At 66.7% G+C, this 22,654-nt stretch carries 21 protein-coding genes and 3 tRNA genes; 4 read left to right on the top strand and 20 right to left on the bottom strand.

Features of this window, described 5'->3' with window-relative positions; translation table 11 throughout:
- Window positions 1–398: 398 nt before the first annotated feature.
- The 3 genes from FJY73_02370 (at window position 399) to FJY73_02360 (ending at window position 2,451) form a co-directional block, all read left to right on the top strand.
- On the top strand, window positions 399–1,259 hold the full coding sequence (locus FJY73_02370; protein ID MBM3319501.1) for a FliA/WhiG family RNA polymerase sigma factor: 861 nt from the start codon (window positions 399–401) through the stop codon (window positions 1,257–1,259).
- Window positions 1,256–2,008 (top strand): hypothetical protein, encoded by a 753-nt coding sequence (locus tag FJY73_02365; GenBank protein ID MBM3319500.1) that lies wholly within the window; start codon window positions 1,256–1,258, stop codon window positions 2,006–2,008. Before FJY73_02370 ends, FJY73_02365 begins: the two co-directional genes overlap by 4 nt.
- A 134-nt stretch (window positions 2,009–2,142) precedes the next feature.
- Window positions 2,143–2,451, top strand: coding sequence for a hypothetical protein (locus tag FJY73_02360; protein ID MBM3319499.1), 309 nt, complete (start codon window positions 2,143–2,145; stop codon window positions 2,449–2,451).
- A 572-nt stretch (window positions 2,452–3,023) separates the two neighbouring features.
- Here FJY73_02360 and FJY73_02355 read toward each other — a convergent pair.
- Window positions 3,024–5,552 (bottom strand): SpoIIE family protein phosphatase, encoded by a 2,529-nt coding sequence (locus tag FJY73_02355; protein MBM3319498.1) that lies wholly within the window; start codon window positions 5,550–5,552, stop codon window positions 3,024–3,026.
- A gap of 251 nt (window positions 5,553–5,803) precedes the next feature.
- Between FJY73_02355 and FJY73_02350 the strand changes: the two genes are divergently transcribed.
- Entirely contained in the window at window positions 5,804–6,505 is a 702-nt protein-coding gene (locus FJY73_02350) for a hypothetical protein (protein MBM3319497.1), read from the top strand.
- 475 nt (window positions 6,506–6,980) lie between these two features.
- On the opposite strand, the gene FJY73_02345 is transcribed toward FJY73_02350, so the two are convergent.
- From FJY73_02345 to FJY73_02255, 19 genes are all read right to left on the bottom strand, one after another.
- Entirely contained in the window at window positions 6,981–7,577 is a 597-nt protein-coding gene (locus FJY73_02345; GenBank protein ID MBM3319496.1) for an LptE family protein, read from the bottom strand.
- Window positions 7,487–8,839, bottom strand: coding sequence for a sigma-54-dependent Fis family transcriptional regulator (locus tag FJY73_02340; GenBank protein MBM3319495.1), 1,353 nt, complete (start codon window positions 8,837–8,839; stop codon window positions 7,487–7,489). The genes FJY73_02345 and FJY73_02340 overlap by 91 nt, the downstream gene beginning before the upstream one ends.
- Window positions 8,840–8,876: 37 nt before the next feature.
- The gene (locus FJY73_02335; protein ID MBM3319494.1) at window positions 8,877–10,022 is read right to left on the bottom strand and encodes a PAS domain-containing protein; all 1,146 of its coding nucleotides are present in this window, start codon (window positions 10,020–10,022) and stop codon (window positions 8,877–8,879) included.
- Entirely contained in the window at window positions 10,019–10,999 is a 981-nt protein-coding gene (locus FJY73_02330; protein MBM3319493.1) for an SDR family oxidoreductase, read from the bottom strand. The genes FJY73_02335 and FJY73_02330 overlap by 4 nt, the downstream gene beginning before the upstream one ends.
- Window positions 11,000–11,050: 51 nt before the next feature.
- Window positions 11,051–12,346 carry a nucleotide sugar dehydrogenase gene (locus FJY73_02325; protein ID MBM3319492.1) on the bottom strand — a complete coding sequence of 432 codons (1,296 nt, stop codon included), beginning with the start codon at window positions 12,344–12,346 and terminating at the stop codon, window positions 11,051–11,053.
- Window positions 12,347–12,562: 216 nt separating this feature from the next.
- Window positions 12,563–12,751 carry a hypothetical protein gene (locus FJY73_02320; GenBank protein ID MBM3319491.1) on the bottom strand — a complete coding sequence of 63 codons (189 nt, stop codon included), beginning with the start codon at window positions 12,749–12,751 and terminating at the stop codon, window positions 12,563–12,565.
- 34 nt (window positions 12,752–12,785) lie between these two features.
- Window positions 12,786–13,148, bottom strand: a complete 363-nt coding sequence (locus tag FJY73_02315) for an STAS domain-containing protein (GenBank protein MBM3319490.1) — start codon at window positions 13,146–13,148, stop codon at window positions 12,786–12,788.
- A 21-nt stretch (window positions 13,149–13,169) separates the two neighbouring features.
- Window positions 13,170–13,243 (bottom strand) — tRNA-Arg (locus FJY73_02310).
- Window positions 13,244–13,250: 7 nt separating this feature from the next.
- Entirely contained in the window at window positions 13,251–13,772 is a 522-nt protein-coding gene (locus FJY73_02305; GenBank protein ID MBM3319489.1) for an adenine phosphoribosyltransferase, read from the bottom strand.
- Window positions 13,773–13,859: 87 nt separating this feature from the next.
- Window positions 13,860–14,888: a sigma-70 family RNA polymerase sigma factor gene (locus FJY73_02300; protein MBM3319488.1), complete on the bottom strand. Its 1,029-nt coding sequence runs from the start codon at window positions 14,886–14,888 to the stop codon at window positions 13,860–13,862.
- Between the two features lie 32 nt (window positions 14,889–14,920).
- Window positions 14,921–15,205 (bottom strand): acylphosphatase, encoded by a 285-nt coding sequence (locus tag FJY73_02295; GenBank protein MBM3319487.1) that lies wholly within the window; start codon window positions 15,203–15,205, stop codon window positions 14,921–14,923.
- Window positions 15,202–15,651: a TIGR00725 family protein gene (locus FJY73_02290; protein ID MBM3319486.1), complete on the bottom strand. Its 450-nt coding sequence runs from the start codon at window positions 15,649–15,651 to the stop codon at window positions 15,202–15,204. Before FJY73_02290 ends, FJY73_02295 begins: the two co-directional genes overlap by 4 nt.
- A gap of 332 nt (window positions 15,652–15,983) precedes the next feature.
- Window positions 15,984–16,060, bottom strand: a tRNA-Pro gene (locus tag FJY73_02285).
- Between the two features lie 124 nt (window positions 16,061–16,184).
- A complete protein-coding gene (locus FJY73_02280; protein ID MBM3319485.1) occupies window positions 16,185–16,985 on the bottom strand; it encodes a protein-L-isoaspartate(D-aspartate) O-methyltransferase in 801 nt (266 codons plus the stop codon).
- Complete coding sequence (gene surE / locus FJY73_02275) at window positions 16,982–17,740, bottom strand: 5'/3'-nucleotidase SurE (protein MBM3319484.1); 759 nt, start codon at window positions 17,738–17,740, stop codon at window positions 16,982–16,984. The genes FJY73_02280 and surE overlap by 4 nt, the downstream gene beginning before the upstream one ends.
- Window positions 17,728–18,411 (bottom strand): glycosyltransferase family 2 protein, encoded by a 684-nt coding sequence (locus tag FJY73_02270; protein ID MBM3319483.1) that lies wholly within the window; start codon window positions 18,409–18,411, stop codon window positions 17,728–17,730. Before FJY73_02270 ends, surE begins: the two co-directional genes overlap by 13 nt.
- Window positions 18,412–18,466: 55 nt before the next feature.
- Window positions 18,467–18,543: transfer RNA gene (locus tag FJY73_02265), tRNA-Pro, on the bottom strand.
- Between the two features lie 346 nt (window positions 18,544–18,889).
- On the bottom strand, window positions 18,890–19,537 hold the full coding sequence (locus FJY73_02260; protein MBM3319482.1) for a tetratricopeptide repeat protein: 648 nt from the start codon (window positions 19,535–19,537) through the stop codon (window positions 18,890–18,892).
- A gap of 26 nt (window positions 19,538–19,563) precedes the next feature.
- Window positions 19,564–22,654: S8 family serine peptidase (locus FJY73_02255; protein MBM3319481.1), on the bottom strand; the 3,091-nt coding region annotated here is incomplete at its 5' end.

The raw sequence follows: 22,654 nt of genomic DNA, 5'->3' as shown, positions 1-22,654 counted from the left end.
GGCTCCTTTCTTTCCGCTGGTCGAAAACTGATCAACCCGATCTGTCCCTGTATCTTCTGCGATTGCAACGAATTGTTCAGTTCCTTCCGATCGACTGCTCCGGTCCTTCCCAACCTCCTCTCCGGGAGGCCCCACGAGGAATTCGCTTAACTTCCGATTTCACAACGGATTCGTGCGGATCCTGCCGCGTCCGATCCGTGGCATGCCCGTTGCTCTTGCCTGTCCCGCCCCGCGTGGCCGGGGAGCAGGTGGAGAACATGCCCAAGACGACGAAGAACCCCCCTCGTACGAGCGAGCCGGATCCCGGGGCGAAGGAGCGTTCCTTCGCGTCCGCCGAGCGCCGCTCCGCGGAGGCGGGGAGCCCGGATGCGTCGGGGGCGAGGCCAGGAGGAAACCGGATGGATTCGATCGAGGTCGTGTGGAGGAAGTATCAGAAGCGCCGGACGAAGAGGGTCCGAGACCGGCTCGTTCTCGAGTACATGCCCCTTGTCAAGTATGTGGCGGGGAGGCTGGCCGTCGGGTTGCCGTCCAGCGTCCAAATCGACGATCTGATCGGTTCCGGCACCCTCGGGCTGATGTCCGCGGTCGAGCGCTACGACCCGAGCCTCGACAACAAGTTCTCGACCTTCGCGATCTCGCGGATCCGCGGGGCGATGCTCGACGAGCTTCGCGCGATGGATTGGGTTCCCCGCTCGGTCCGCCGCAAGGCCCGGCAGCTCGAGGATGCCCATGCGCGCATCGAGAGCGTCCAGGGGCGCCCGGCACGCGACGATGAGCTCGCGAGCGAGATGTCGATCGAGCTCCGCGAGTACTTCCAACTCCTCGAGGACGTGCGCGGGGCGACCCTTCTCTCGCTGAACGAGCACTGCTCGACGGGGGACGAGGAGTCGGCAAGCGAGATCCACGAGACCGTCCAAGACACGAACTGCGTCGATCCGATCGCGGTTCTCGAAGTTCAGAAGATGCGCAAGGTCCTCGATGAATCGCTCGATCACCTCCCGGACCGCGAGCGCCTCGTGCTCATTCTCTACTACTACGAAGAGATGACGCTGAAGGAGATCGGCGCGATCCTCGGCGTCTCCGAGTCCCGCGTCTCCCAAATCCACACGAAGGCGGTCATGCGTCTCCGGGCGCGTCTCCGGCACGAGACCGAGGTTCTCGAGGCGGCGGAGGACGAGCCGCACGCGCTCGCCAGCCTGCCGAACGAACGCGAGGAGAAGAAGCGGGAGCTTGCACGGGCCGCGTTGGGGATCGTGTGAACGAGCAACCCGGCTTTCGCGATCTTCGGCTGATCGACGGGGGAGGACGCCCCAAGAGCCGGTGGGGGAATCCCCGCCCGCGGCCGGTCCCCTCTCCGGCGCCGGACGACGGGACCGCGCGCGGTCTGGCGGAGGATCTCGCCGGCCCCGCCCGCGAGCTGGAGGAGCGGATCGGAAGCCTGCTGGCCGGCGACCGCGGTCCCCTCGACGACCCTCAGCGCGAGGAGTTGGCCGCCGCCTCGGAAGCGGCGGGGTTCCTCTCCGCCCTCGTCGCCCTCCTCCATTGCGCGGAGAGGGAAGAAGCGGGAAGGAGCGACCCGACCGAGGAGTTCGACGTCCGGTACGCTCTTTGGGATGCCGTGGAGGAGCTCGCCGGACGCGCGAAACGGAAGCGGGTGGGCCTCGATCTCTCCCTGCCCGATCGCCCCCTCCGCGTGCACGGGGGGAGATGCCGCACCCGCGCCACGCTCCGGTACGTCCTTCGCGAGCGCCTCCGCGCCGCCCGTCCGGGAAGCCGGGTCGAGATCTCCTGCGGAGATGCGGAGGGGGGCGCCTTCGTTCGCATCGGCGTGCGGGGGGAGGGAGGGCGGGCCTGCGAACCGACGCGCCGACAGGCGGCTGCCGCGCTCGCCCGCGCTCTCCTCGCCCGTCAAGGTGCCGACCTCGCGGTCGGCCTTGGAGAATGGCGGATCCTGTTCCCCGCCGCCCCGACCGATCGAGGAGATCCCCGGCCCGACCGGGGGGTTTGACCCCCTCGACGGCTCCACACGCGGGCCCTTGCCTCGCATCGCCTTTTGAATCAACATGTTCGAGCCCGACTTGTGGGAACGTCTTCCGGCCCGTTCCTTGCGTTCAACCTGTCGAGCCCCCCGCAGGCGAACGGATGGATTCGGAACCGATCGACGAGATGGGGTCCCTTCTGGAGGGCCGGCTCCGGCGCTATCGGACGCTGCGCCTTCTGGGGCGGTGGGACGAGGCGGCCCGGGAGCTAGACGCCGCCTCGCGCCTCGCGTCGGAATCCTTGGAGGAGGCGGTGCGGCGTCTCTTTCTCGTGCTTGCGCGCATCGACGCGCGCGGGGCGAACGAAGAGGATCGGGGCGGCCGGCCCAGGAGCGGCCCGCAAAGAAATGCGGCCGGGAAGGGGCGCGATCGCTCGATCGACTTCGGCCTCCCCGGCCGTACGAAGAACTAGAAGAGAAGCCCGGCTGAGTTCCCTGGAAAGCCTCGTGCGAACCAGTGCCACAGCCCGGAGCCCATGCTCAGCAACCCGAGGATGCTGATTCCGATCATGGCTGCCCAGTATCTCACCGGAGACCCCCTTGAGGCGGGTTCGGATGCTCCGCCGAACCCTTCCTAGTGCATCCAGTAGAAAATGTCCGAAAGCGCCCAGAACGTGAACAGGAACGGGAGCACGGGTCACCTCCTTTCCCGTTTCTCAGGGAATCGAGGATCGCCTCGTGCTGTCCATAGGCCTCACCCCCTTCGGGGTTTCGATCGTTCTCTGGCCCGAAGCCCGCGGCACGGTCCGCTCCAAGAATCGGCAGGATCCCGATTTTCGTAAGAGGCCTTGCGCCGCGCGGTCTTTCTTTCGCATGTTGGATGCCAAACCGCGTGATTCTCGCGAACTGACGGAAAACGCGGGAATTACGTCGAAGGCGATGCGCGGAGAGAAGTGGACGAGATGCTCGTTTCTTGACCGAACGGTTGATTTCCCGCCTGGGTTGGGCGCCCGGTCGTCGCGGGGAGGCGCGGGGGACGGCCGCGCTACAAGTAGCGGACGGCGACGAGCGTGATGTCGTCGCCCGGCTCGCCCCCCATGAACTCCATGACGTTTCGAAGAATGAGACTGCAAAGATCCGAAGGGTCGAGACGGCGGTTCGCGACGACACACTCCTCGAACCGTTTCGAGCCGAAGCTCTCGTCGTTCCGGTTCGGCTCGTCCGTCACCCCGTCCGTGTGCAGCACGAGAAGATCTCCCGGCGAGAGGTCGACCGCGTGCTCGCGGTAGACGATCCCGTCCTCGACGCCAAGGAGGAGATCCGAGTCCTCGAGCCGGCGGCAGGAGCCGTCCGCCCCGACGAGGAGCGGCGGGATGTGCCCCGCGTTCGCGAACCGGAACATGCCGCTCCGAAGGTCGATGAGGCCGTAGAAGCAGGTCACGAAGTGGGATTCCTGGCTCTGGCGAGCGGCGAAGGCGTTTACGCGGCAGAGGACCTCCGCGGGGGAGGAGTGCGTGAGCGCCTCGACCCGAAACGTCGCCTGGAGGTTCGCCATGAGGAGGGCGGCGGGGACGCCGTGCCCCGCGGCGTCCGCGATCGCGATGCCGAGTCCGCGCGGGCGCGTGACGAGGAAGTCGTAGTAATCTCCTCCGATCGTGCGGCAGGGAGCGTTGAGCGCGCCGATGGCGACCTCCGCAAGCTCGGGCGCGCGGCGCGGAAGGAACCCGAGCTGGATCTCGCGGGCGAGACGGAGCTCCCGCTCCATCTTCTCCTTCTCGATCACGCTGTGGTGGAGATCGGAGTTCTCGATCGCGAGGGCCGCCTGGTTCGCGAGCGTCTTGAGAAGCTGCCGGTCCTCGTGCGAGTAGAGCTCTCCGGAACGCTTCCGCCCGAGGGAGATGATCCCGACCGTCTCCTCTCCCGAGACGAGAGGGAGGAGGAGGGAGGTGTCCAGCCTCCGGAGCTCGTCCCGCTCCGCGTCCGTGAGCCACCCCGATCCTCCGGCCGCGATCCGCTCGATCGGAAGGACGCCCGCTTGCTCGCGGAGGAAGTCGGGAAGCCGCGGTCCCTCGGCTCCCGCGAAGAGGGCGCTCCCCCCGTCGAGCGCTCCCGGCCCGGTCTCCGCCCGAAGGAGGAGCCCCTTCGATTTCGGATCGCGGAGGAAGACGGCGACCTTCGGAATATGAAGCGCGGAGGAGATCCGGTCGACGAGGAGCCGGAGCAAGGTCTCCCGATCGAGAATCGTCGTGAGGGCCGCGCTGAACTCGTGGAGGGTCTTTCGATGTTCGTATTTTTCACGATAAAACGTTCGATCGACCCATTTCTGGATCGCGTCTCGGGCCGGAGAGAAGAGAAGGGCGATGAAGAAGAGCGAGAGGAGGGTGGCGGGGATGTCGCTTCCCGCGACGAGGCCCCGGAGGACGCGGCTCGCGAGATCGACCAGGACGAGATAGACGGTCGCCAGAAACGCCGTAAGGAGCGTGTAGAAGACCCCCCTCTTCAGAATCAGCTCGAAGTCGAGCAGCCGATACCGAATGATCGCGTGACCGAAGCTGAGCGGGAGGAGAGCCACGAGGAGCGTGAGGACCGGGTCCCATCGGACTTCCCAGCCGGTGTTTACTTGGCGGAGCGCGCTGTACACGCCGATCGGGAGGAGGGCCGCGGTCGTTCCGAGAAGAACACCGCGCAGCTTCTTCCGCATCTCGAGGTTCGCGGTGTGCGCGTAGCTATGGATGAACGCGGCCACGCCGCCGACGAAGCAGAGCATGAGGTAGAACGCGGCGAGGAGCTGAAAGAGCGAGAGGAGCCCCGGGTTCATCCGGCCGGTCGTGTAGATCCGGAAGGTGATCAGCGCGGTCGCCGCGAAGATCGCAAGGCTGACCGCGTGAAGGGGGAAGCGGAGAAGCGTGCGTCCCCGCATGCGGATCGGACGGAGAAGGAAGAGCCGCCTCGGGATCTTCTTCTCGTGGGGAAAAAGAAGAACGAACTGGAGGAAAAGAGGGGGGAGGAAGAGAACCGAAGCGTCTCGGGCAATCTTGATGAGCGCCTGCACGCGGACATCTCCGGTCGCGGGGGGCTCGATGAGGGAGAACGCGAAAAGAACGCCCACCAGGTAGAACGCGGTCGCGGCCGTGTCCGCGCGGTTCCTGTAGACGACGAGACCGACGAGAAGAAAGCAAAGACCGACGACCGTTCGGGCGAGATCGCGGAGCCTCTCCACGCGGAGCTTCTCACCGGCCGTGACGGAGAGGTCGAGGGTCTCGCTCCCTCGTCGGACCGTGAACGCGACCGTGTGTCCCGAACGAATCCGCCCGTGGTCTTTGAAGAGACGGACCGTCTCGCCCACGGGGATGCCGTTCACGCTCTCGACGCGGTCTCCGAGACGGAAGCCGGCGCGCGCGGCCGGACCGTTCGGGACGATCTTCGTGATCTCGAAAAGGCGCTGCGACATCCCGAAGTCGGGAGCGCGTCCGAGCGCGAGGAAGCTGAGCAGGGCATAGAGGAGAAGAAGGGGGAAGAGAAGGAGGAGAAGAAGATGAAGGATGCCGCCTCGGGGCCGGCGGACTTCGTCCATAGTCCCCTCCCTTCGCCGCTCGCGGCCCGCGCGGGCCGCAGCCCACTCGTCGTCCCACTCAGGCGAAGTGTCGAAATGCTAAGGAGATGCACGACGAGATGTCAAGCGGAATCGCGATGCGCCCTCCCGCGACCTCGGAGGAGTGCCGGCGTTCCCCGGTCCCGCCACCCGCCCGAGAGATCGGGTTGCCCGATTCGGCTTCCTGTGATAGCGTTCCCCAGTCACGACAACCGAAAGGAGCGAGCGCTGCGGTGGCCACGAAAACGGGAAGAATCAAAAAACACCAGCTGAAGGAAGACCAGTTCGTCACGCGGACGTTTCAGATCGCGGGTTTCTTTCAGCGGCACAAGAACCAGGCGACCCTCGTCGTCGCGGGCATTCTCTTCCTCTTCGCGGTCGTCGCGCTCTTCACTCGCTTTCAAGCCGGCTCCCGCCGAGACGTGAACCTTCAGCTGAGCCGAGGGGCCGGGATGTTTCAGGCGGGGAACTATTCGGAGGCCGCCTTCCAGCTTTCCGCGTTCGTCGAGTCGCACCCCCGCCACAAGGACGCCGCCTACGCCGCGCTTCTCGCCGGGGACGCCCACTTCTACATGAGCCGCTGGGAGGAAGCGGGCCGACACTATCGTCTCGCGCTGGAGAAGTCGAAGGAAAGAAGCGAGGTCTGGTTCGCTGCCCGGGCCGGTCTCGCTTCGGTCGCCGAGGGGCTCGGTCGTCCCCTGGAGGCGGCTCGCGCATACGAGGAGCTTGCCCAGATCCAGGAGCCCGCCGCGGCCCGAGCCCACATGGCGTTCTCCGCGGCTCGCGCGTACCGCCAGGGTGGAGAGGTCGAGAAGGCGGCGGAGATGCTCGAAACCCTCGATCCGTCCCTGCTCGATCCGATCGATCAGGCAAACCTCGATGTTCTGAAAACCGCGATCGACTTCGCGCGGGCCGGCGTCGCCGCTCCCAACTGATCGCTCGATCACGTTCCGTCGATCGTTCACGCCGCGCGGTCCGATCGAGCGATCGGGCGTACCCTGCCGCGCTCGGCCGAGAGAACATCCCGCGTGATCCATCCGGAGGGAGGCGCGAGGGTCCGGCCCGCCGCTCCCCCGATCCATTACGAGAACCCAACGATTCGCTTGGCGAGAGCCCACGCACGCGCGCTTTCCCGCCGTCGCGGCGCGTTTGGCTCGCCCTCGGTTATCCACAGGATCGACCCGATCTTGTATGTCGCATAATCGATATTATGTAAACCTGCGGGTGGTGTGGAAACACGGTGGATAGGCTCCCGGGGGCCGATGGTGGCAAGAGGATCTTCCCCCCCGCCGGGGGATGCCAGGGGGTGCCTCGGGACGAGAAGCGGATTTCGGCGAGGCGATAGTACTGGAGGCCGGGAGCGCTCGCGGGGAAAGACGTCTGGAGAGATGACGTGCGGGGGGCGCGAGCCTACCAGCCCTCGACGGTGCGGGTCTTGATGTCCTCGGCGAGCTTGCGGATCGCGCGGGCCTGAGCGTCCTCCTCTTCCTCCGCCTCGTGGCCGGGGGTCGGGACGACGAAGTAGGTCGACCAACCGAGGAGGCGCGGCTCGCTCCAGAGCGTGCGACGCTTGACGCGATCCTCGTAGTCGACGGCGAGGATGATCGTGACCTTGTACTCCTGCACGTTCTCGCTCTGGTCGTAGGACGAGGGCGTGCGCTGGTATTCGATGATCTTGCCGAGAAGGACCGAGTCGGCGTTCCGCTCGTTCGTGAGGGTGAGAGCCCGGTTCTCCTGCAGGACATCGATGATGTCCGCGGTCAGCTTCTCCTCGATCCCCTTTTCGAGCGTGTCGTTCTGGAAGAGCGGGACCGCGATCGTGCGGATGTGCGGGTTCGTTCGGGCGGAGAGCCCGTACCCGCAGGCAAGAGTCGCGAGAAGAGCCGCGAGAAGAACGGCGGACGCGGGGAACGGGACTAGTCGCGCGCGAGATCGTGCTGCTTCATCCGATAGCGGAGCTTGTCCCGATTCATGCGGAGGAGCCGGGCGGTGGACGTCTGGTTCCAACGGGTTCGTTCCGATGCTTGAAGGATGATCCATTTTTCGATCTCTTGAAGCGTCTCCTCGAGGGGGAAGCCCTCCTCGCCGATCCGCCCCTCCAGCGCCTCGCCGAGCCGCGCGAGAAGCCCGTTTCCGGAGCTCCCCGGAGAGGAGTCCAGATGAAGGTCTCCCGGTTCGATCCATTCCCCCCTCCCGAGCAGGACCGTCCGCTCGAGGACGTTCCGCATCTCCCGAATGTTCCCGGGCCACGGGTAGCGCCGGAGCGCCTCCGCCGCCTCCGGCGAGAACCCGCGGAAGGATCGCCGGAACTGCGCGTTGAAGACGCCGAGGAAGTGCGCCGCGAGAAGAGGGATGTCCTCGGGCCTCTCCCGAAGGGGCGGCAGCCGGAGCGGGACCACCTTGAGCCGGTAGTAGAGATCCTCGCGGAAGCGTCCCGCGCGCACTTCCTCCGAAAGATCCCGGTTCGTCGCCGAGACGATCCGGACGCCGACCTGAATATCCTTCACCCCTCCGACGCGCCGGAACGATTTCTTCTCGAGCACGCGCAGGAGCTTGACTTGGATAGTCAAGCTCATCTCCCCTACTTCGTCAAGGAAGAGGGTCCCGCCGTCGGCGAGCTCGAGGAGCCCCTTCTTCTGCGCGTGCGCATCGGTGTAGGCCCCCTTCTCGTGGCCGAAGAGCTCGCTTTCGAGAAGCTGCTCGGGGAGCGACGCGCAGTTGATGTCGAGAAACGGTCCGGACGCGCGCGCGCTCAAGTTGTGAAGGATGTGGGCGACGAGCTCCTTCCCCGTGCCGCTCTCCCCCTCGATGAGCATGCTCGTCGAGTCGCTCTCCGCGACCTGCCGCACGATCCCGAGAACCGCCGCCATTCGGCTCTTCGGGCTCATCACGAAGTCGATCCCGTACTCCTTGCGCCGGCTTCGCCTGAGGTGGTCGAGCTCTCGCGTCTTCCGGTCGGCGAGGAGGATGCGCTCGAGCTGGAGAGAGAGATAGTCGGTGTCGACCGGCTTGGCGAGATAGTCGAACGCCCCCCGCCGCATCGCCTCGACGGCGGATCGGAGGTCGTTCTCTGCGGTCACGATGATGACCGCCGCGTCCTCGCGGATCCGCCGGATCTCGTCGAGAACGTCGAGACCGGCCGCGTCGGGGAGCCCAAGATCCAAGAGAACGATGTCGGGATCCTTGTCGCGGAAGAGGCGCAGCGCCTCCTCCCCGCTCGCGGCGCTCTCGACCGCGTGCCCGTCCGCCTCGAGGCAGCGGGCGAGCATCTCGCGGACCGAATCCTGATCGTCGACGATGAGCACGCTACCTTGGAGCGCGGTCACTGGCCGGTCCTTCCCCGGGGATCCGATAGGGGACCCAGGCGGAGAACTCCGCCCCCTTCCCCCCCTCAGTGCGAAGCCAGAGAGCTCCCCCGTGCCTCTCCATGATCTGGAACGAGATGTAGAGCCCGAGCCCGGTGCCGCGCTTCTTGGAGGTCCGGAACGGCTCGAAGATCCTTTCCCTCTCCCCCGGGGCGACCCCCGGCCCCTGGTCGCTCACGCGGAACTCGACGCCGGGCCCGCCGACGCAGGGAATCGCGCCCCTCAATGGCGATCCTTGCGAGGCGGAGGTCTCCAGGAGAACCTCTCCCCCGTCCGGGCTCGCCTCGATCGCGTTCCGCCCCAGGTTGAGGAGGACCTGCTCGATGAGATCCGGATCGAGACGGATCGGGGGGAGCGTCTCATCGCACCGGAACACGATGCGGACGGAGCGCCTCCTCCCCTCTTCCTCCAGAAGACGGCACGCCTTCCGCGCGAGCGCGTTCGGGTCGGCATTCTCAAAGCGAGGGACCGGAGGCCGCGCGGATCCGAGCATGTCCTCGACGATCCGGTTCAGCCGCTCGACCTCTTCGCGCACGATCCGAAAGGTCATCTTCTGCTGCTCGTTTCCTTCGGGAAGCGTCTTCTCGAGAAACTGAACGCCCGCGTAGATTCCGGTGAGCGGGTTGCGGATTTCGTGGGCGATCGCCGACGCGAAGCGTCCGACGGTCGCGAGACGGTCGAGCTGACGAACCTCCTGCTCCATTCGGACGACCGCGGTGACGTCCTGGAACTCCAGGACGAACGCCAGGATCTTTCCGGCGGCGTCGCGGACCGCGGAGCTCGTGCAGCGCGCGAGACGGTTGCTTCCGTCCCCGAGGAGAGGACCGATCGTCTCCGGCACCGGACGGCGGTCGCGCAGGGTCTTCTCGGCGACGAGCGTCACGACGCTCCCGGGCGGAAGCTCGCCGGACCGAACGGCCTCCGGTTCGGCCTCCCGCGGGATCTCCAAGAGAGAGGCCGCCTGCCGGTTGATGTCGAGAAGCCGCCCGCTCGGGTCGAACACGAGGATCCCCACGTGGAGGGCGTCGATCAGCGGCGGCTCGGTCCGGACGCGCTCGGCGAGCGCTGGGCGGCGCGAAGGGCTCATCCGCGTCCCTCCTCCCGCCGCGGGGAGCGCGCGGGCTCCTCGCTCCGCGCTTCCCGGTACCATTCGATCGTGCGGAGAAGCCCCTCCTCGAGACCGACCGCCGGGGCGAAGCCGAGGACCTCGCGGGCGAGCCGGATGTCGGCGAGGGAGCGGTGGATGTCTCCCGGCCGCGGCTCGGCATAGCGGGGCTTCCGGAGGGATCCGATCAACCGGCCCAACACGGCGACCAGATGATTGAGATCGATTTCGATGCCGTTTGCAATATTGAATACATGACCGACGGCATTTGGACAATGCAGAGCGAGACGGTTCGCCTGTATGACATCTTCGATGTAAACGAAATCGCGCGTCTGCCTGCCGTCTCCGTAGATCACGGGCGTCTCCCCGCGGAGGAGCGCCCGGATGAAGAGCGGGATCGCGGCGGCGTAGGGGGAGTTCTCGTCCTGCCCCGGGCCGAAGACGTTGAAGTAGCGGAGCGCGACGAACGGGACGTCCCAGAGACGGTGGAAGAGATCCCCGTACACCTCGCCGACCCGCTTGGTGGCCGCGTAGGGAGAGAAGGGGTGGCACGGATCCTCCTCGCGCTTCGGGAGGCGGTCCGAGTTGCCGTAGACGGCGGTGGAGGAGGCGAAGACGACCCGTTTCGCCCGTTCCTCGCGCGCGGCGAGAAGGACGTTCATCGTCCCGCCGACGTTCACGTCGTTCGTCCGGATCGGGTCGGCGATCGAGAGGGGGACGGAGACGACCGCCGCGTGATGAAGAACGTACTCGGCCCCCCGGGCGGCGCGGCGGACCGTATCGAGGTCCCGAAGATCCCCTCGGACGATCTCGACCCTCTCCCCCGCTCCCCGGAGGTTTTCCATTCGGCCCGTGGAGAAGTCGTCGAGAACCCGGACCCATTCGGCGTCTCGGGCGAACGCCCGGACGAGATGGGACCCGATGAACCCGGCCCCTCCCGTGATCAGGTATCTGGACATCCTCACTCCGGCGCGGGGCCCCCGCGGGTTCCTCCAGGGGCCGCGCGAGCCCTAGAGGAGGTGTATCTTCTTGGACGAGAAGCCTTTGAACGCATTCCTCGTATCGACAATCTCCGCGCTTTCCTTGAGGATCGTCGCGTAGTCGAAAACCGCGTGGTTCGTGACGACGACCGCGACGTCGGCCTCGCGCAGCGCCTCCGCGGAGAACTCCCGGATCGGGCACCCGACCGCCGCCTCGTCCTCCGGAAGGAGGTGCGGGTCGCACGCCTCCACCCGGGCCCCCTTTCGGAGCAGAAGGGAGATGACGTCGAGGGCGGGGGACTCCCGGATGTCGTCGGTGTCCGCTTTGTACGTAACCCCGAGAACGAGAACTCTCGACCCTCGCAGGCTCTTCTCCCGGTCATTCAGGACGTCGCTCACGCGGGAGACGACGAAGTGCGGCATGAACCCGTTGATTTGGCCGGCGAGCTCGATGAACCGGGCTTCGAACCCGTATTGGCGCGCCTTCCAGGAGAGGTAGAACGGATCGATCGGGATGCAGTGGCCGCCGAGGCCGGGTCCCGGATAGAACGGCATGAAGCCGAACGGCTTCGTGCTCGCGGCGTCGATCACCTCCCAGACGTTGACCCCTAGGGTGTGGCTCATCAGAGCGATTTCATTGACGAGCCCAATGTTCACGCTTCGAAAGGTGTTCTCGAGAAGCTTGACCATCTCGGCCACCTTCGTCGAGGAGACCGGGACGAGGCGTTCCATGCAGGCGCCGTAGAGCGCCATCGCGTGTTCGGTGCAGGCCGGCGTGACCCCGCCGACGACCTTCGGGATGTTGCGTGTCTTGTAGATCGGGTTCCCCGGGTCGACCCGCTCGGGAGAGAAGGCCAGATAGAAGTCCTTGCCGACATGAAGTCCCCCCGAGGAGAGGATCGGGAGGATCACCTCCTCGGTGGTGCCCGGATAGGTCGTGCTGTCGAGGATGACGAGCCGATCCGCGCGGAGGCGCGACTGAATCTCATGGACCGCCGCGTGGATGTGGGAGATATCCGGGTCGCCGGTCTTGCTGAGGGGGGTCGGAACGCAGATGTTGATGCTGTCGAGATCGGACAACCGGTCGAAATCGGTCGTCGCGTGGAGCCGTCCCGCGCGGACCGCCTCCCGCACGTCCGCGTCCGGAACGTCGCGCACGTACGATTGTCCCTCGCGAAGGAGCGCGATCTTCTTCTCGTTCGTGTCGATCCCCGTGACCGAGAAGCCGGCGCGGGCGAACTCGATCGCCAGCGGGAGGCCGACATACCCGAGGCCGATCACGCCCACCTTCGCCTCGCGAGCCTGCAGCTTTTCCTTGAGCGTCATACCATCACCTAACGGGGGAGCGGCTCCGCGCCGCATCCTTTCCGCCTTTTGCTTCCCGCGCTCCGCGGTCTTCCGCGCGCGGCCGCAGCGCCCCGCGGGATCTTCTACCCCTTCTTCTCGACTCGCCGGGCGCTCTTCTGGAGCCGCCCTCTCCCCCGCCCCCGGGGCGCACGGCGGGGGCGACCGGCGCGCCGCGGATCTCGGATCGGGCTCCGATCATCGGCCGGCGTTTCCGCGCGTTCTTCGGATCTCCTTGAAAGCCCCCCAGAGGAACCAGATCGCCGCGAGGAGGAACACCCCGGGAAGAAGCGGGCGGAGCGGGGACCTGGGGAGGTGGGGGTGAATCACCTTAACATATAAAACAAGAGCGTAGGCGAGCATGCCGGCCCCCGCGAGGAAGAGCACGAGGCGGATCCACGCCGCAAGCGGGCTGGAGGGTCTATGGGACCGATTCGGATCCTCTTCGGATGAAGCTTCGAACGGCCTTCTCCTCATCATCGAACACCTCGAGGACATGGATGAGCTTGGTCGTGGCGAGAATCCCCTGGACGCGTTCCGCCGGGCGCAGGAACTTCAGCTCTCCCCCCTCCTCCTTGAGGCGAAGATATCCGGAGAGCAGGATGCCGAGCCCCGAGCTGTTGAGCCAGGGAACCCCCCGAAGATCGAGAAGGAGCGCCGGCGTCTTCTCCCTCACCGCGCGGTCGATCGCCTGGCGTAGAACCTCCGACTCCTCCCCGCCGAGAACCTTCCCCTCGAGGTCGAGGATCACGACCCCGTCTCTCTCCCCCCGGTTCAGCTTCAACGAACGTCCTCCAATCGAGAATGCCCCCGCCAAGACTCGAACTTGGGCTCCCGGTTTAGGAAACCGGCGCTCTATCCTGACTGAGCTACGGGGGCTCGTTCCTCATTCCGAATCATAACGGACCGCCGCGAGGACCTCCCGGTCTTTCAGCTTCTCTCTCCCTCCGAGGAAAGCGAGCTCGACGAGAAAGAGCATGCAGGCGACGCGGCCTCCGGCCGACTCGACAAGCCGAGCCGCCGCCGCCGCGGTGCCGCCGGTGGCGAGGAGGTCGTCCACGATCACGACCCGCTCTCCCTTCTTCACGGCGCCGCGGTGCATCTCGATCGCGTCCGTTCCGTACTCGAGTGAGTAGGTCTCGCGAATCGTCTCCGCGGGGAGCTTGCCCGGTTTCCGGAGCGGAACAAGGCCGCACCCGAGGCGAAGCGCGAGCGGCGCGCCGAAGAGGAACCCCCTCGATTCGACGCAGACCACCTTCTCGACCGGCCGCCCCGCGAGGAGCTTCTCCAGCGCGTCGACCGCCGCCCGAAACGCTTCGGCGTCCTCGAGGAGCGTGGTAATGTCCCGAAAGACGATCCCCTGCTTGGGGAAGTCCGGGACGTTTCGGATGCGGCTCTTGAGGTCCATCCAGCTCCCATCCCCGCGGGACGATAGCACCGGACCGCCGCCGGGACAAGGGGTTCGGCCCGGGGTCCGCGCGGGGCGGCGCCCGCGTCACTGGGGCGGTCGCCCGCCTCCCACCTCGAGAAGTCGGCGGAGCTTCCCGAGGGCGCGCCTCTCGATCTGGCGAATCCTCTCCCGCGAGAGGCCGAACTCGTCCCCGGTCTCCGAGAGCGACTTCGGGAGGCCGGTGTCGAGCCCGAAGCGGATCCGGAGGATCGCCTGCTCGCGCGAGGAGAGGCGCTGGAGCAGCCGGCCGAGGCGCTCGTGCTCGAGATGGAGATCGACGAGATCGTACGGCGACGGCTCTCTCCGGTCCGGAACCTGGTGCACGATCCGCTGCATCGTCTCCACGCTCGCCACCGAATCGAGCGCGCGGACGTTCTCGATGAGGTGAGCGATCATCCGCGCCTTCTTCTCGGAGATGCCGAGCTCCCGCGCGACCGCCCGGACTCCGGGCTCCCTCTTCTTCGCGTGAAGGAGCCGGCGCCGCGCCTGCTCGTATCGCCCGACGAGCTGGATGACGTAGATCGGGATCCGGATGATCCGCCCGTGGTTCACGATCGCGCGCGAGATCGCCTGTCGGATCCACCACGACCCATAGGTGCTGAATCGATAACCTTTCGATCCGTCAAATTTCTCCACCGCGCGGATGAGCCCCATGTTTCCTTCCTCGATGAGGTCGAGAAACGAGTGGCCGCGGCTCCAGTAGTGGCGGGCGATCGTCACCACGAGCCGGAGGTTGGCGAGGATCATCCGCTTCCTCGCCTCATCGTCTCCTTGGCGTACGCGCGCGGAGAGCACCACCTCTTCGCTCGGCGTGAGCCGAGCGATCTTCCCGATCTCGTCGAGATAGATGCGGAGCGGTTCGGCGGCCGCCTTGGGGCGGAGCTCGCGCTCTTCCTCCTTCTCCTGATCCTCGATCGGGATGGAGAGCGTGTCGACCGCATCGAGGAACGACTCGAGCTCTCCTTCCTCCAGACGCCCCGAGGAGGCCAGGTCGTCCACCTCCTCGGAGCGGAGGAAGCCGCGCTCCGCCCCGCGGCGGAGGAGATTCCGGCTCTCCTTCGCGAGGCCTTCCAAGTGCTTACGTTTCGAGATGCGTGTCATCGGAATCAGTAGCGGATTCGGAACCCGCGAGCCTCAGGCTCGAGCGGCGCCGGCTCCGCTCGGAAGTCGATCACGCGCGAGCCATGCGGGCCTCTCCGCACCTCCGCGAGGAAGGCATCCACCTCCGCGGGGAGACCCTGCGCCTCGACCTCGACCGATCCGTCGTCGAGGTTGCGGACGAAGCCGGACACGTCGTGGTTCTCCGCCGCGCGCCTCGCGTGGTAGCGGAAACCGACCCCTTGGACGCGCCCGGAGACGATCACGCGCTTGCGGACTTCTCGTTCGTTCATCCGCCGATCCTCCCGAGCAGGAGCTCGACCGCCTCCTCCGGATCATCCGTCACGGGGAAGGAACCGTCTAGTTCCCATGTGGAGATCCCGACCAGGGGGATCCCGAGCTTCCTCGCGAAAGCGATCTCGGAGAGGGTGCCGTAAGAGCCCGCGATCGCGATCACCCCGTCGCACGACTGCGGGATGAGGATGTTCCGGCCGTCCCCGAACCCGGTGGCGATGCGGACCGTGAGGTGGGCGTTCCCCTCGGCCGGATTCCGCCCGGGAAGGATGCCGACCGCGATCCCCCCTTCCGCCCGCGCTCCTCTCGACGCCGCTTCCATCACCCCGCCCATCCCTCCGCACACGAGGACGGCGCCTCTCCGCGCGAGGAGACGCCCGACCCTCTCCGCCTTCTCGGCGGTCGCCGCATCGCAGCGTCCCGCCCCGATCACGCCGACCTGCATCGTCCGTCCGCCTCCTCGCCTCCCGGGACGTCCGCCGCCTGGGCTCGTTCTGCGAAGCGGCTCGCGCGGAGTGTCTGCTCGCGGCGGGCGGATCGGCGGGAGCCGAAACTCCTCCCGGCCTTCCTCGATTCTCGATCCCGGCCGCCGCGACCAAGTTCTTGATGTCGAAACGATCGTTGAGTGGAGGTGGTCGGGGCGAGAGGATTTCCCCGCCTCCGCTTCCGCTCCGGCGGGGCGAATCGATTCGAGTCGCTGTCGGGCCTTCGGCCCTCCATCGACCCCTGTCGGAACGGAACCTCCTCGACCCCGTTTCATTCTCGGGCACGGAAAGGTGGTCGGGGCGAGAGGATTTGAACCTCCGACACCCTGCTCCCGAAGCAGGTGCGCTACCGGGCTGCGCTACGCCCCGACCCGAGTTTTCGCGTCGTCGCCGGCCTGCCTCCTCGGGGAGGCTCCGCGCGCCCGGACCTCCGCGGGCGGGTCGATGGCCCGGCGCGCGAGGTCCCGGCGGCGGACAGCCGGGAGCGAAGGGATTATAGCGGGTTCGTGGGAGGGTGAAAACCCCCCAGTTTCCCTTTTTTTCGCGCTCGGAAGTCCGCCGCCCCTCTCGGCGCCGGGAGGTCCTGCGGGCGCCGGGGAGAATCCGTCTCCCCCGCCGGCTCCGCTCGATCCGTCTTTCGCCGCCGGCCCTCTCCGGTCACGAGGGGAACGAACCGGCAGGGGCCGAGCGTCTCGACCCGCTCCCCTCCTCTCTCCTTCCGAACGCGCAGGAGCTCCTGACGGCGCTCTCCCACCGGGGCCACGACGATGCCCCCCTCCCCCAGTTGATCCTTGAGGGATGTAGGAATCGCGCGCCCCCCCGCCGTCAGAAGGATGCGATCGAACGGAGCGAACTCGGGCCACCCTTCCGACCCGTCGCCGATCCGCACGACGACGTTCGCCGCCCCGATCGCGTCGAGGATCTTTCGCGCGCGCTGCGCGAGCTCGGGAATCCGCTCGACCGAGAAGACGCGGCAGCCGGCTCGGGCGAGAACCGCCGCCTGGTAGCCGCTCCCCGTCCCCACCTCGAGGACCTTCTCTCCTCCCCGGAGCTCGAGCGCCTCGGTCATCCGCGCGACCATATAGGGCTGGCTGAGGGTCTGCCCGCGGCCGATCGGGAGCGCATGGGCCCCGTAGGCGCGCGAGGCGAGCGCCTCTTCGGCGAAGAGATGGCGCGGGACCTCGAGAAGCGCCCGGAGCACCCGCGGATCCCGGATCCCCTTCTCGATCGCCTCGGTTCGCACCATCCGCTCGCGCGCGGTCCGGTATTCCTCCGCGCCCCGATAGGGCCTCATCGTTCCGGTCCGTCCCACCGCCAGCGGCGCATCTCGTGGATCATCTCGTAATGATTGAGGTCCAAATGAACTGGGGTCACGGAGACCGAGCGGTTGCGGAGAACGGTCGTGAAGTCCGCCTCCGGGTTCTCTTCCCACATCAGCTCCCCGCCCCCGACGCGGTAGATCTCCTCGCCCGCCGACGCGGGCTCGCGGACGAGCGCGTTCTGGTAGCGATGGGTCCCGAGCACCGTGACGCGGATCCCGCGGATCTCTTCGAACGGCAGGTTCGGGAAGTTCACGTTCCAAAACGTCCTTCGGGGAGGAGGATCGGCGATCATCTTCTCGACGATCCCTCCGATGAGGCGCTCGGGCGCCTCGAAGAGATGCCCGCTCCGCGCGGCGACCGAGAAGGCGATCGCGGGGACGCCGATCAGGGTTGCCTCGATGGCGGCGGCCACGGTCCCCGAGTAAGTGATGTCGTCCCCCATGTTCGCGCCGTGATTGATGCCTGAAAGAACGAGATCAGGACGATTCGAAACGAGACCGTTCATCGCTAAAAAGACGCAGTCGGTCGGCGTGCCGCTCACGCCGATCCGGCCGTCGGGGCGTCTTCGCGCGCGAAGCGGGGCGCCGAGCGTGATCGCGTGGCTCGAGGCGCTCTGTTCCTTCTCGGGGGCGACCACGGTGACGTTCCCAAGCGCCGCGGCCGCGCGCGCGAGGACCTGGAGCCCTTCGGAATCGAGGCCGTCGTCGTTCGTGATCAGGATTTCCAATCGTCTCTCCTTCGCATCGAGGCGAGCAGCTTGAGGAAGCGTATCGTGTCCCGCCAGACGGAGATGTGGCTCGTCTCGTCGGCGTAGACCGCGGGGATCGGGATTGAGTCGATGCGGAAGCCCTTCCGGGCCGCGCCGACGAGAAGCTCGGTTTCGGTCTCGTAGTGCGCGGTCCGGAGAGGGACCGCTCGGAGCACGCCGGTCCGGATCAGGCGATACCCGGACTGGCTGTCCGGAAGACGCGCGCCCGCCGCGCGGGAGGCGAGCCACGTCGTGAGGCGGTTCGAGAGGCGCCGGAGGGGCGGCATCCGCTCGTGATCGCCGCGGCGGGATCCGACGACGAGATCCGCTCCGGTCTCCTCCACCTTCCGGATGAACCCCGGGATCCACTCCGGAGGATGCTGCCCGTCCCCGTCGAGCGTTGCGACCGCATCGTACCCCTCGCGGATCGCGACGTCGAACCCGCTTCGAAGCGCGGCTCCCTTCCCCCGGTTCGTCCCGTGGGAGAGGAGGCGCGTCCCCTCTTCGCTCGCGACGGCGGCGGTCCGGTCGGTCGATCCGTCGTCCACGACGAGAACATCCGCCTCCGGCGCCGCTCGCCGAACCTCGCGAAGCACGCCGGCGAGCGATCGTTCCACGTTGAAGGCGGGGATGAGAACGAGAAGGCGCATCGCGGTTCGATTCCTTGAGACCGCGGCCCGGCTTCCGCGGAGGCGCGAGAGGAGATGGTCGGGGCGACTGGATTTGAACCAGCGACTCCTAGCGCCCCATGCTAGTGGGCTACCGGACTGCCCCACGCCCCGACCGTTACGGACGCGGGTTTCTCACGCCGGCGAACGCGGCCGAGCGTGCTCTTCGCGCGCAGTATAGCAAAGCGTCCGGAGCGCGGCAAGGATCGAAACGTGCTCTCCGGGCGCAGCAAAGACCGGGTAGAGAAACGGGGGAATCCGCATCCAGAGTCGTCTCGATCCAGGCCCGCATCTCGTTCAGAGCGGAGAACGGCGTGGGTTCAAGTGCTATCGAAGACCTGCCCGATCGGGCAGGCAGAGCTCTCGATCGTTGAGCTCGATCCGCAGCGACTCCCACCAAAGCCCGGAGTCCCTCTCGATCGGGTCGAGAATGAGGAACAACCGAAAGCGCACCCTGCCTCTACGAGCGGATCGCGGACCCCAGATTCTCCAGCTCCGCCAGTAGGTTTTCCACGAACGTCGGGGACTGCTCGTCCTGTTCGTCCCCGCCGAGGAGCCCGACCTGCTCGTTCGCCGATTCGTATTCGCCGAGTGCGAAGTAGCACTGAGCCATGATCAGCCGAAGATCCCGCCAGTCGAAGGACGTGTCGTGGCTGAACTGGTAGGTCGGAGCGGCGCTGAGAGCCGCAGACGCGGCCGAGATCGTGCCCGAGTAGTCGGGAGGGTTCGCGTCGCGAAGAGCGGCCGCCTTCCCCGCATAGGGGTCGGCTCCAGTCACACCGTTGGAGATGGCTTGATCGAAGCTCGTCTTCGCCGAGAGGTACTCCCCAGCGGCCGCCTGGCACCACCCAAGCCCGAGATAAGCCTGTCCGTAAGTACCCACCTTCTCGAGCGCGTCCTCGAAGTGCCCACGAGCGGCCGCGTAGTTCCCCTGCTCAAAAGCATCCCATCCATCCGCTGTGTATTCTGCGGCCAAGTCCTCGTTCGTCGGCCCGGTTCCACCACCGCCTCCTCCCCCTCCGCCGCATCCAAGCGTGAGGAGCACGCCCAACACGGTCGTCGCGCCCCCGAACCATGCGGCCCTCGTCCTGAGTCCGGTTCCCCTCATGACTTTCTCCCCCTCCATCCTCAGTACTAGCGGATCAGAAGCATCTTCTTGGTGTCCATGGTTCGTTGAGTTCGCAAGCGATAGAAGTACACACCGCTCGGGACCGCCTCCCCACTCTCATCGGTGCCGTCCCAACTCACCGAGTGAGTGCCCGCTGGCAGGTAGGAATCGACGAGCGTGCAGGTCTTGTCGCCCGTGATCCCGAAGATATCCAGACGAACGAGTTGGGACGCGCGGATCTCGAAGCCGATCGTGGTCACCGGGTTGAACGGATTCGGCCGGTTCTGCTCGAGAAGCGCGTAGGAGGGGTCTGCCGGCACGCTCGAACCGGGCTGGCCGATCTGCAGCGAGTACGTGCTGATCTCGGTGATGCCGGCGGACACCGTCCCCACGGTGAGGTCGACGAAGGACGGGAGGGCGCGTCCGGTCTGATCATCCCGGACATACAGACGATCCGCCTGTTCGCTGGCAAGACCCGCCACACGGTAGCGGAACACGACCTCCGCTTCGCGTCCCCGGAGTTCGATCTTCGGATAGACTTCGTACGATCCCGGTCTCAGCGAACGGATCGTCGCCTTCCCAGCCCCGGCCGTCAGCCCGCTCGGGATCATGAGGAAACAGGCGTCCGCCCCCAGAACACCCGGCCCGATCCTAAGCTCCATCACCCCGTCCGGGCTGGTGACCGTGCCCCCCACCCGCGCGAGGAGCATCTTCGCCGTGAAGCTGCCGGACACGCTCGCCTGATTGCCGGCCAGGTCCTCGGCGCTTGCCGCCAGCGCGATCACCCCACTCCCCAAGATGGCGTAGTCCCCCTTCCAGACGTTCTCCTCCGAGTCGTTCAGCTGAAGGCCCACCGGCGCGCCTCCCACCGTCATCGACACGCTCCCCGAGTTCAGGGGCTCGGAAGCGACCAGGTAGAGATCCAGGTTCGCCGTGAAGTAGGGGTTCTGGAGAACACCAATGGTGAGGGTGGGCGCGACGGTGTCTTGGGGCAAAGCCGAGGCCGTGGCGGCCGTCGAGTAGTTCGGGACTTCGTCGTAGGCAAAGGCGGCGTAGTAGTAAGTAGTTCCGTTCGTGAGCCCCGTGTGGGCGAACGAATCGGCGGCGGCCGGGGAGCCCGTGAATTTCCCGTCGCTTCCGTTGGGCACGGGGGACCCGGAGGTTGGGCTCGCGGGGGTGCCGACTGTCGAGAAGCGGATAAGGGTTCCGGCGACATCCGCGTCGGCCGGGTGATTCCAGCGGAGCTTGACCTCTCCCTCTCCCGCTGTAGCCGTGAAGGAGGTCGGGGCGCCTGGAGGGGTCACGTCCTGCGGTGTCGCAGTCCCCGAGGCGCCCGATGCGTAGTTAGGGACCTCGTCGTAGGCGAAGGCCGCGTAGTAGTAAACCGTTCCGTTGGTGAGCCCAGCATGCGTGTAGGTGCCGTTTGAGCCCGGCGACCCAGTGAACCTTCCCTCGTTCCCGTTCGGGACCGCCTGTCCGCTCGTCGGACCTGCAGGAGTCGAGGTCGTCGAGAACCGAACGAGGGTCCCCGCGAAATCGGAGTCGCTCGGGTTCCTCCAGCTCAACGCTACCTGCCCGTCGCCTGCTTGGGCCTGGAAGTTCGTGACCACAGAAGGCGCGAGCGTGTCCGCAGGGATCGCGCTCGCCTGGACGGCGGAGGCGTAGTTGTTCGATACATCCGCGGCGAACGCCGAGTAGTAGTACGTTGTTCCGTTCGTCAGCCCCGAATGGGTGAAGGACCCGGCCGAGCCGGGACTGCCGGAGAAGACTCCCGAGCTGCCGTTCGGGGCGGCGGTGCCATCGGTCGGCCCGGACGGATAGGCGCTCGTCGAGAACCGGATCGTCGTCGCGCTGAAATCCGCCGTGGAGGGGTTGGTCCAGGAAAGCAGTACTTCCCTGTCCCCCTTCCGTGCCGTGAACGCGGTCACAGGGTCCGGAGGGGTCGCGTCACCCGGGACAGCCTGAGCGTTCGCCGCGGCGGAGTAGTTGGGGACCTCGTCATGCGCGAAGGCCGAGTAGTAGTAAGTGGTCCCGTTCGCGAGCCCGGTGTGGGTGAAGGACCCGTTGGATCCGGGGGCCCCGGCGAAGTCCCCGTTGCTGCCGTTCGGAACGGCCGTCCCCGCGGTCGGGGTCGAGGGATAGGAACTGGTCGAAAACCGGACCACGGTTCCGGTGAAGTCCGGATCGGACGGGTTCGCCCAGGAAAGGGTGGCCTGGCCGTTTCCCGACACCGCCGTGAACGAGAGAACGGGGCTCGGAGCCGTGACATCCTGAGGGGTTCCGAACGTTGTCGCCTTCGTGGAGTAGTTCGGGACCTCGTCATAAGCGAAGGCGGAGAAGTAGTGCGTCACCCCGTTCGGAAGGCCTGACCCGTAGACCGTGTCGCGCTCCCCCGGAACTCCGGGAATGAAACCGTTGTTCCCGTTCGGAAGAGGGATCCCATCAAGGATCGTGTTTGGATACGTGCTCGTCGAGTAGGCGATGTACACACCCTGGAAGTCGGCCGTGGCCGGATTCAGCCAGGTCAACGTGATCGTCGAGTCTCCCGCGTGAGCCGTGAATTGCGTCACCGGCGCCGGAGGGGTCACATCGGGGATAACCACGAACGTGTTTGCCGCGATCGAGTGCTTTGCATCCGAGTCGTAGGCGAAGGCCGAGTAGTAGTAGGTGAGGTCATCCTGGAGACCATTGTGGGTGAATGAGCCCGCCGAGCCCGGCGACCCGCTGAAGGATCCGCCGGCACCGTTCGGAACCGGGCTCCCGTTGGTCGGGCCGACAGGGTAGGACGTGGTCGAGAACCGAATGACCGTACGGGCGAAGTCACCGCTCAGGGGATTCGTCCACGAAAGAGTGGCGGCCCCCGTTCCGGGGGTTGCCGTGAACCCTGTGACCGGCCCCGGAGGCGCCACCTTGTCGCAGGCGGCCATGATATCCAGCTTTCCGTATCCCCACTTGTTGTTCGGCACCGCTCCCGTAAACGCGTCCTGCCTGGCCGTCTGCTGGAGGATCTGCTTGATCTCCGCAGCGTCGAGGGTGGGGTCGAGCTCGAGGAGGAGAGCGACGGCGCCCGTGACGTGTGGGGCGGCCATGCTGGTGCCTTGCATCATGAGGTGCCGC

It is taken from the genome of Candidatus Eisenbacteria bacterium, from assembly GCA_016867715.1.
In the GTDB taxonomy this organism is placed as follows: Bacteria; Orphanbacterota; Orphanbacteria; order Orphanbacterales; family Orphanbacteraceae; genus VGIW01.
The sequence above is the reverse complement of the archived record's forward strand: the minus strand, read 5'-3'. Positions and strand labels throughout refer to the sequence as shown.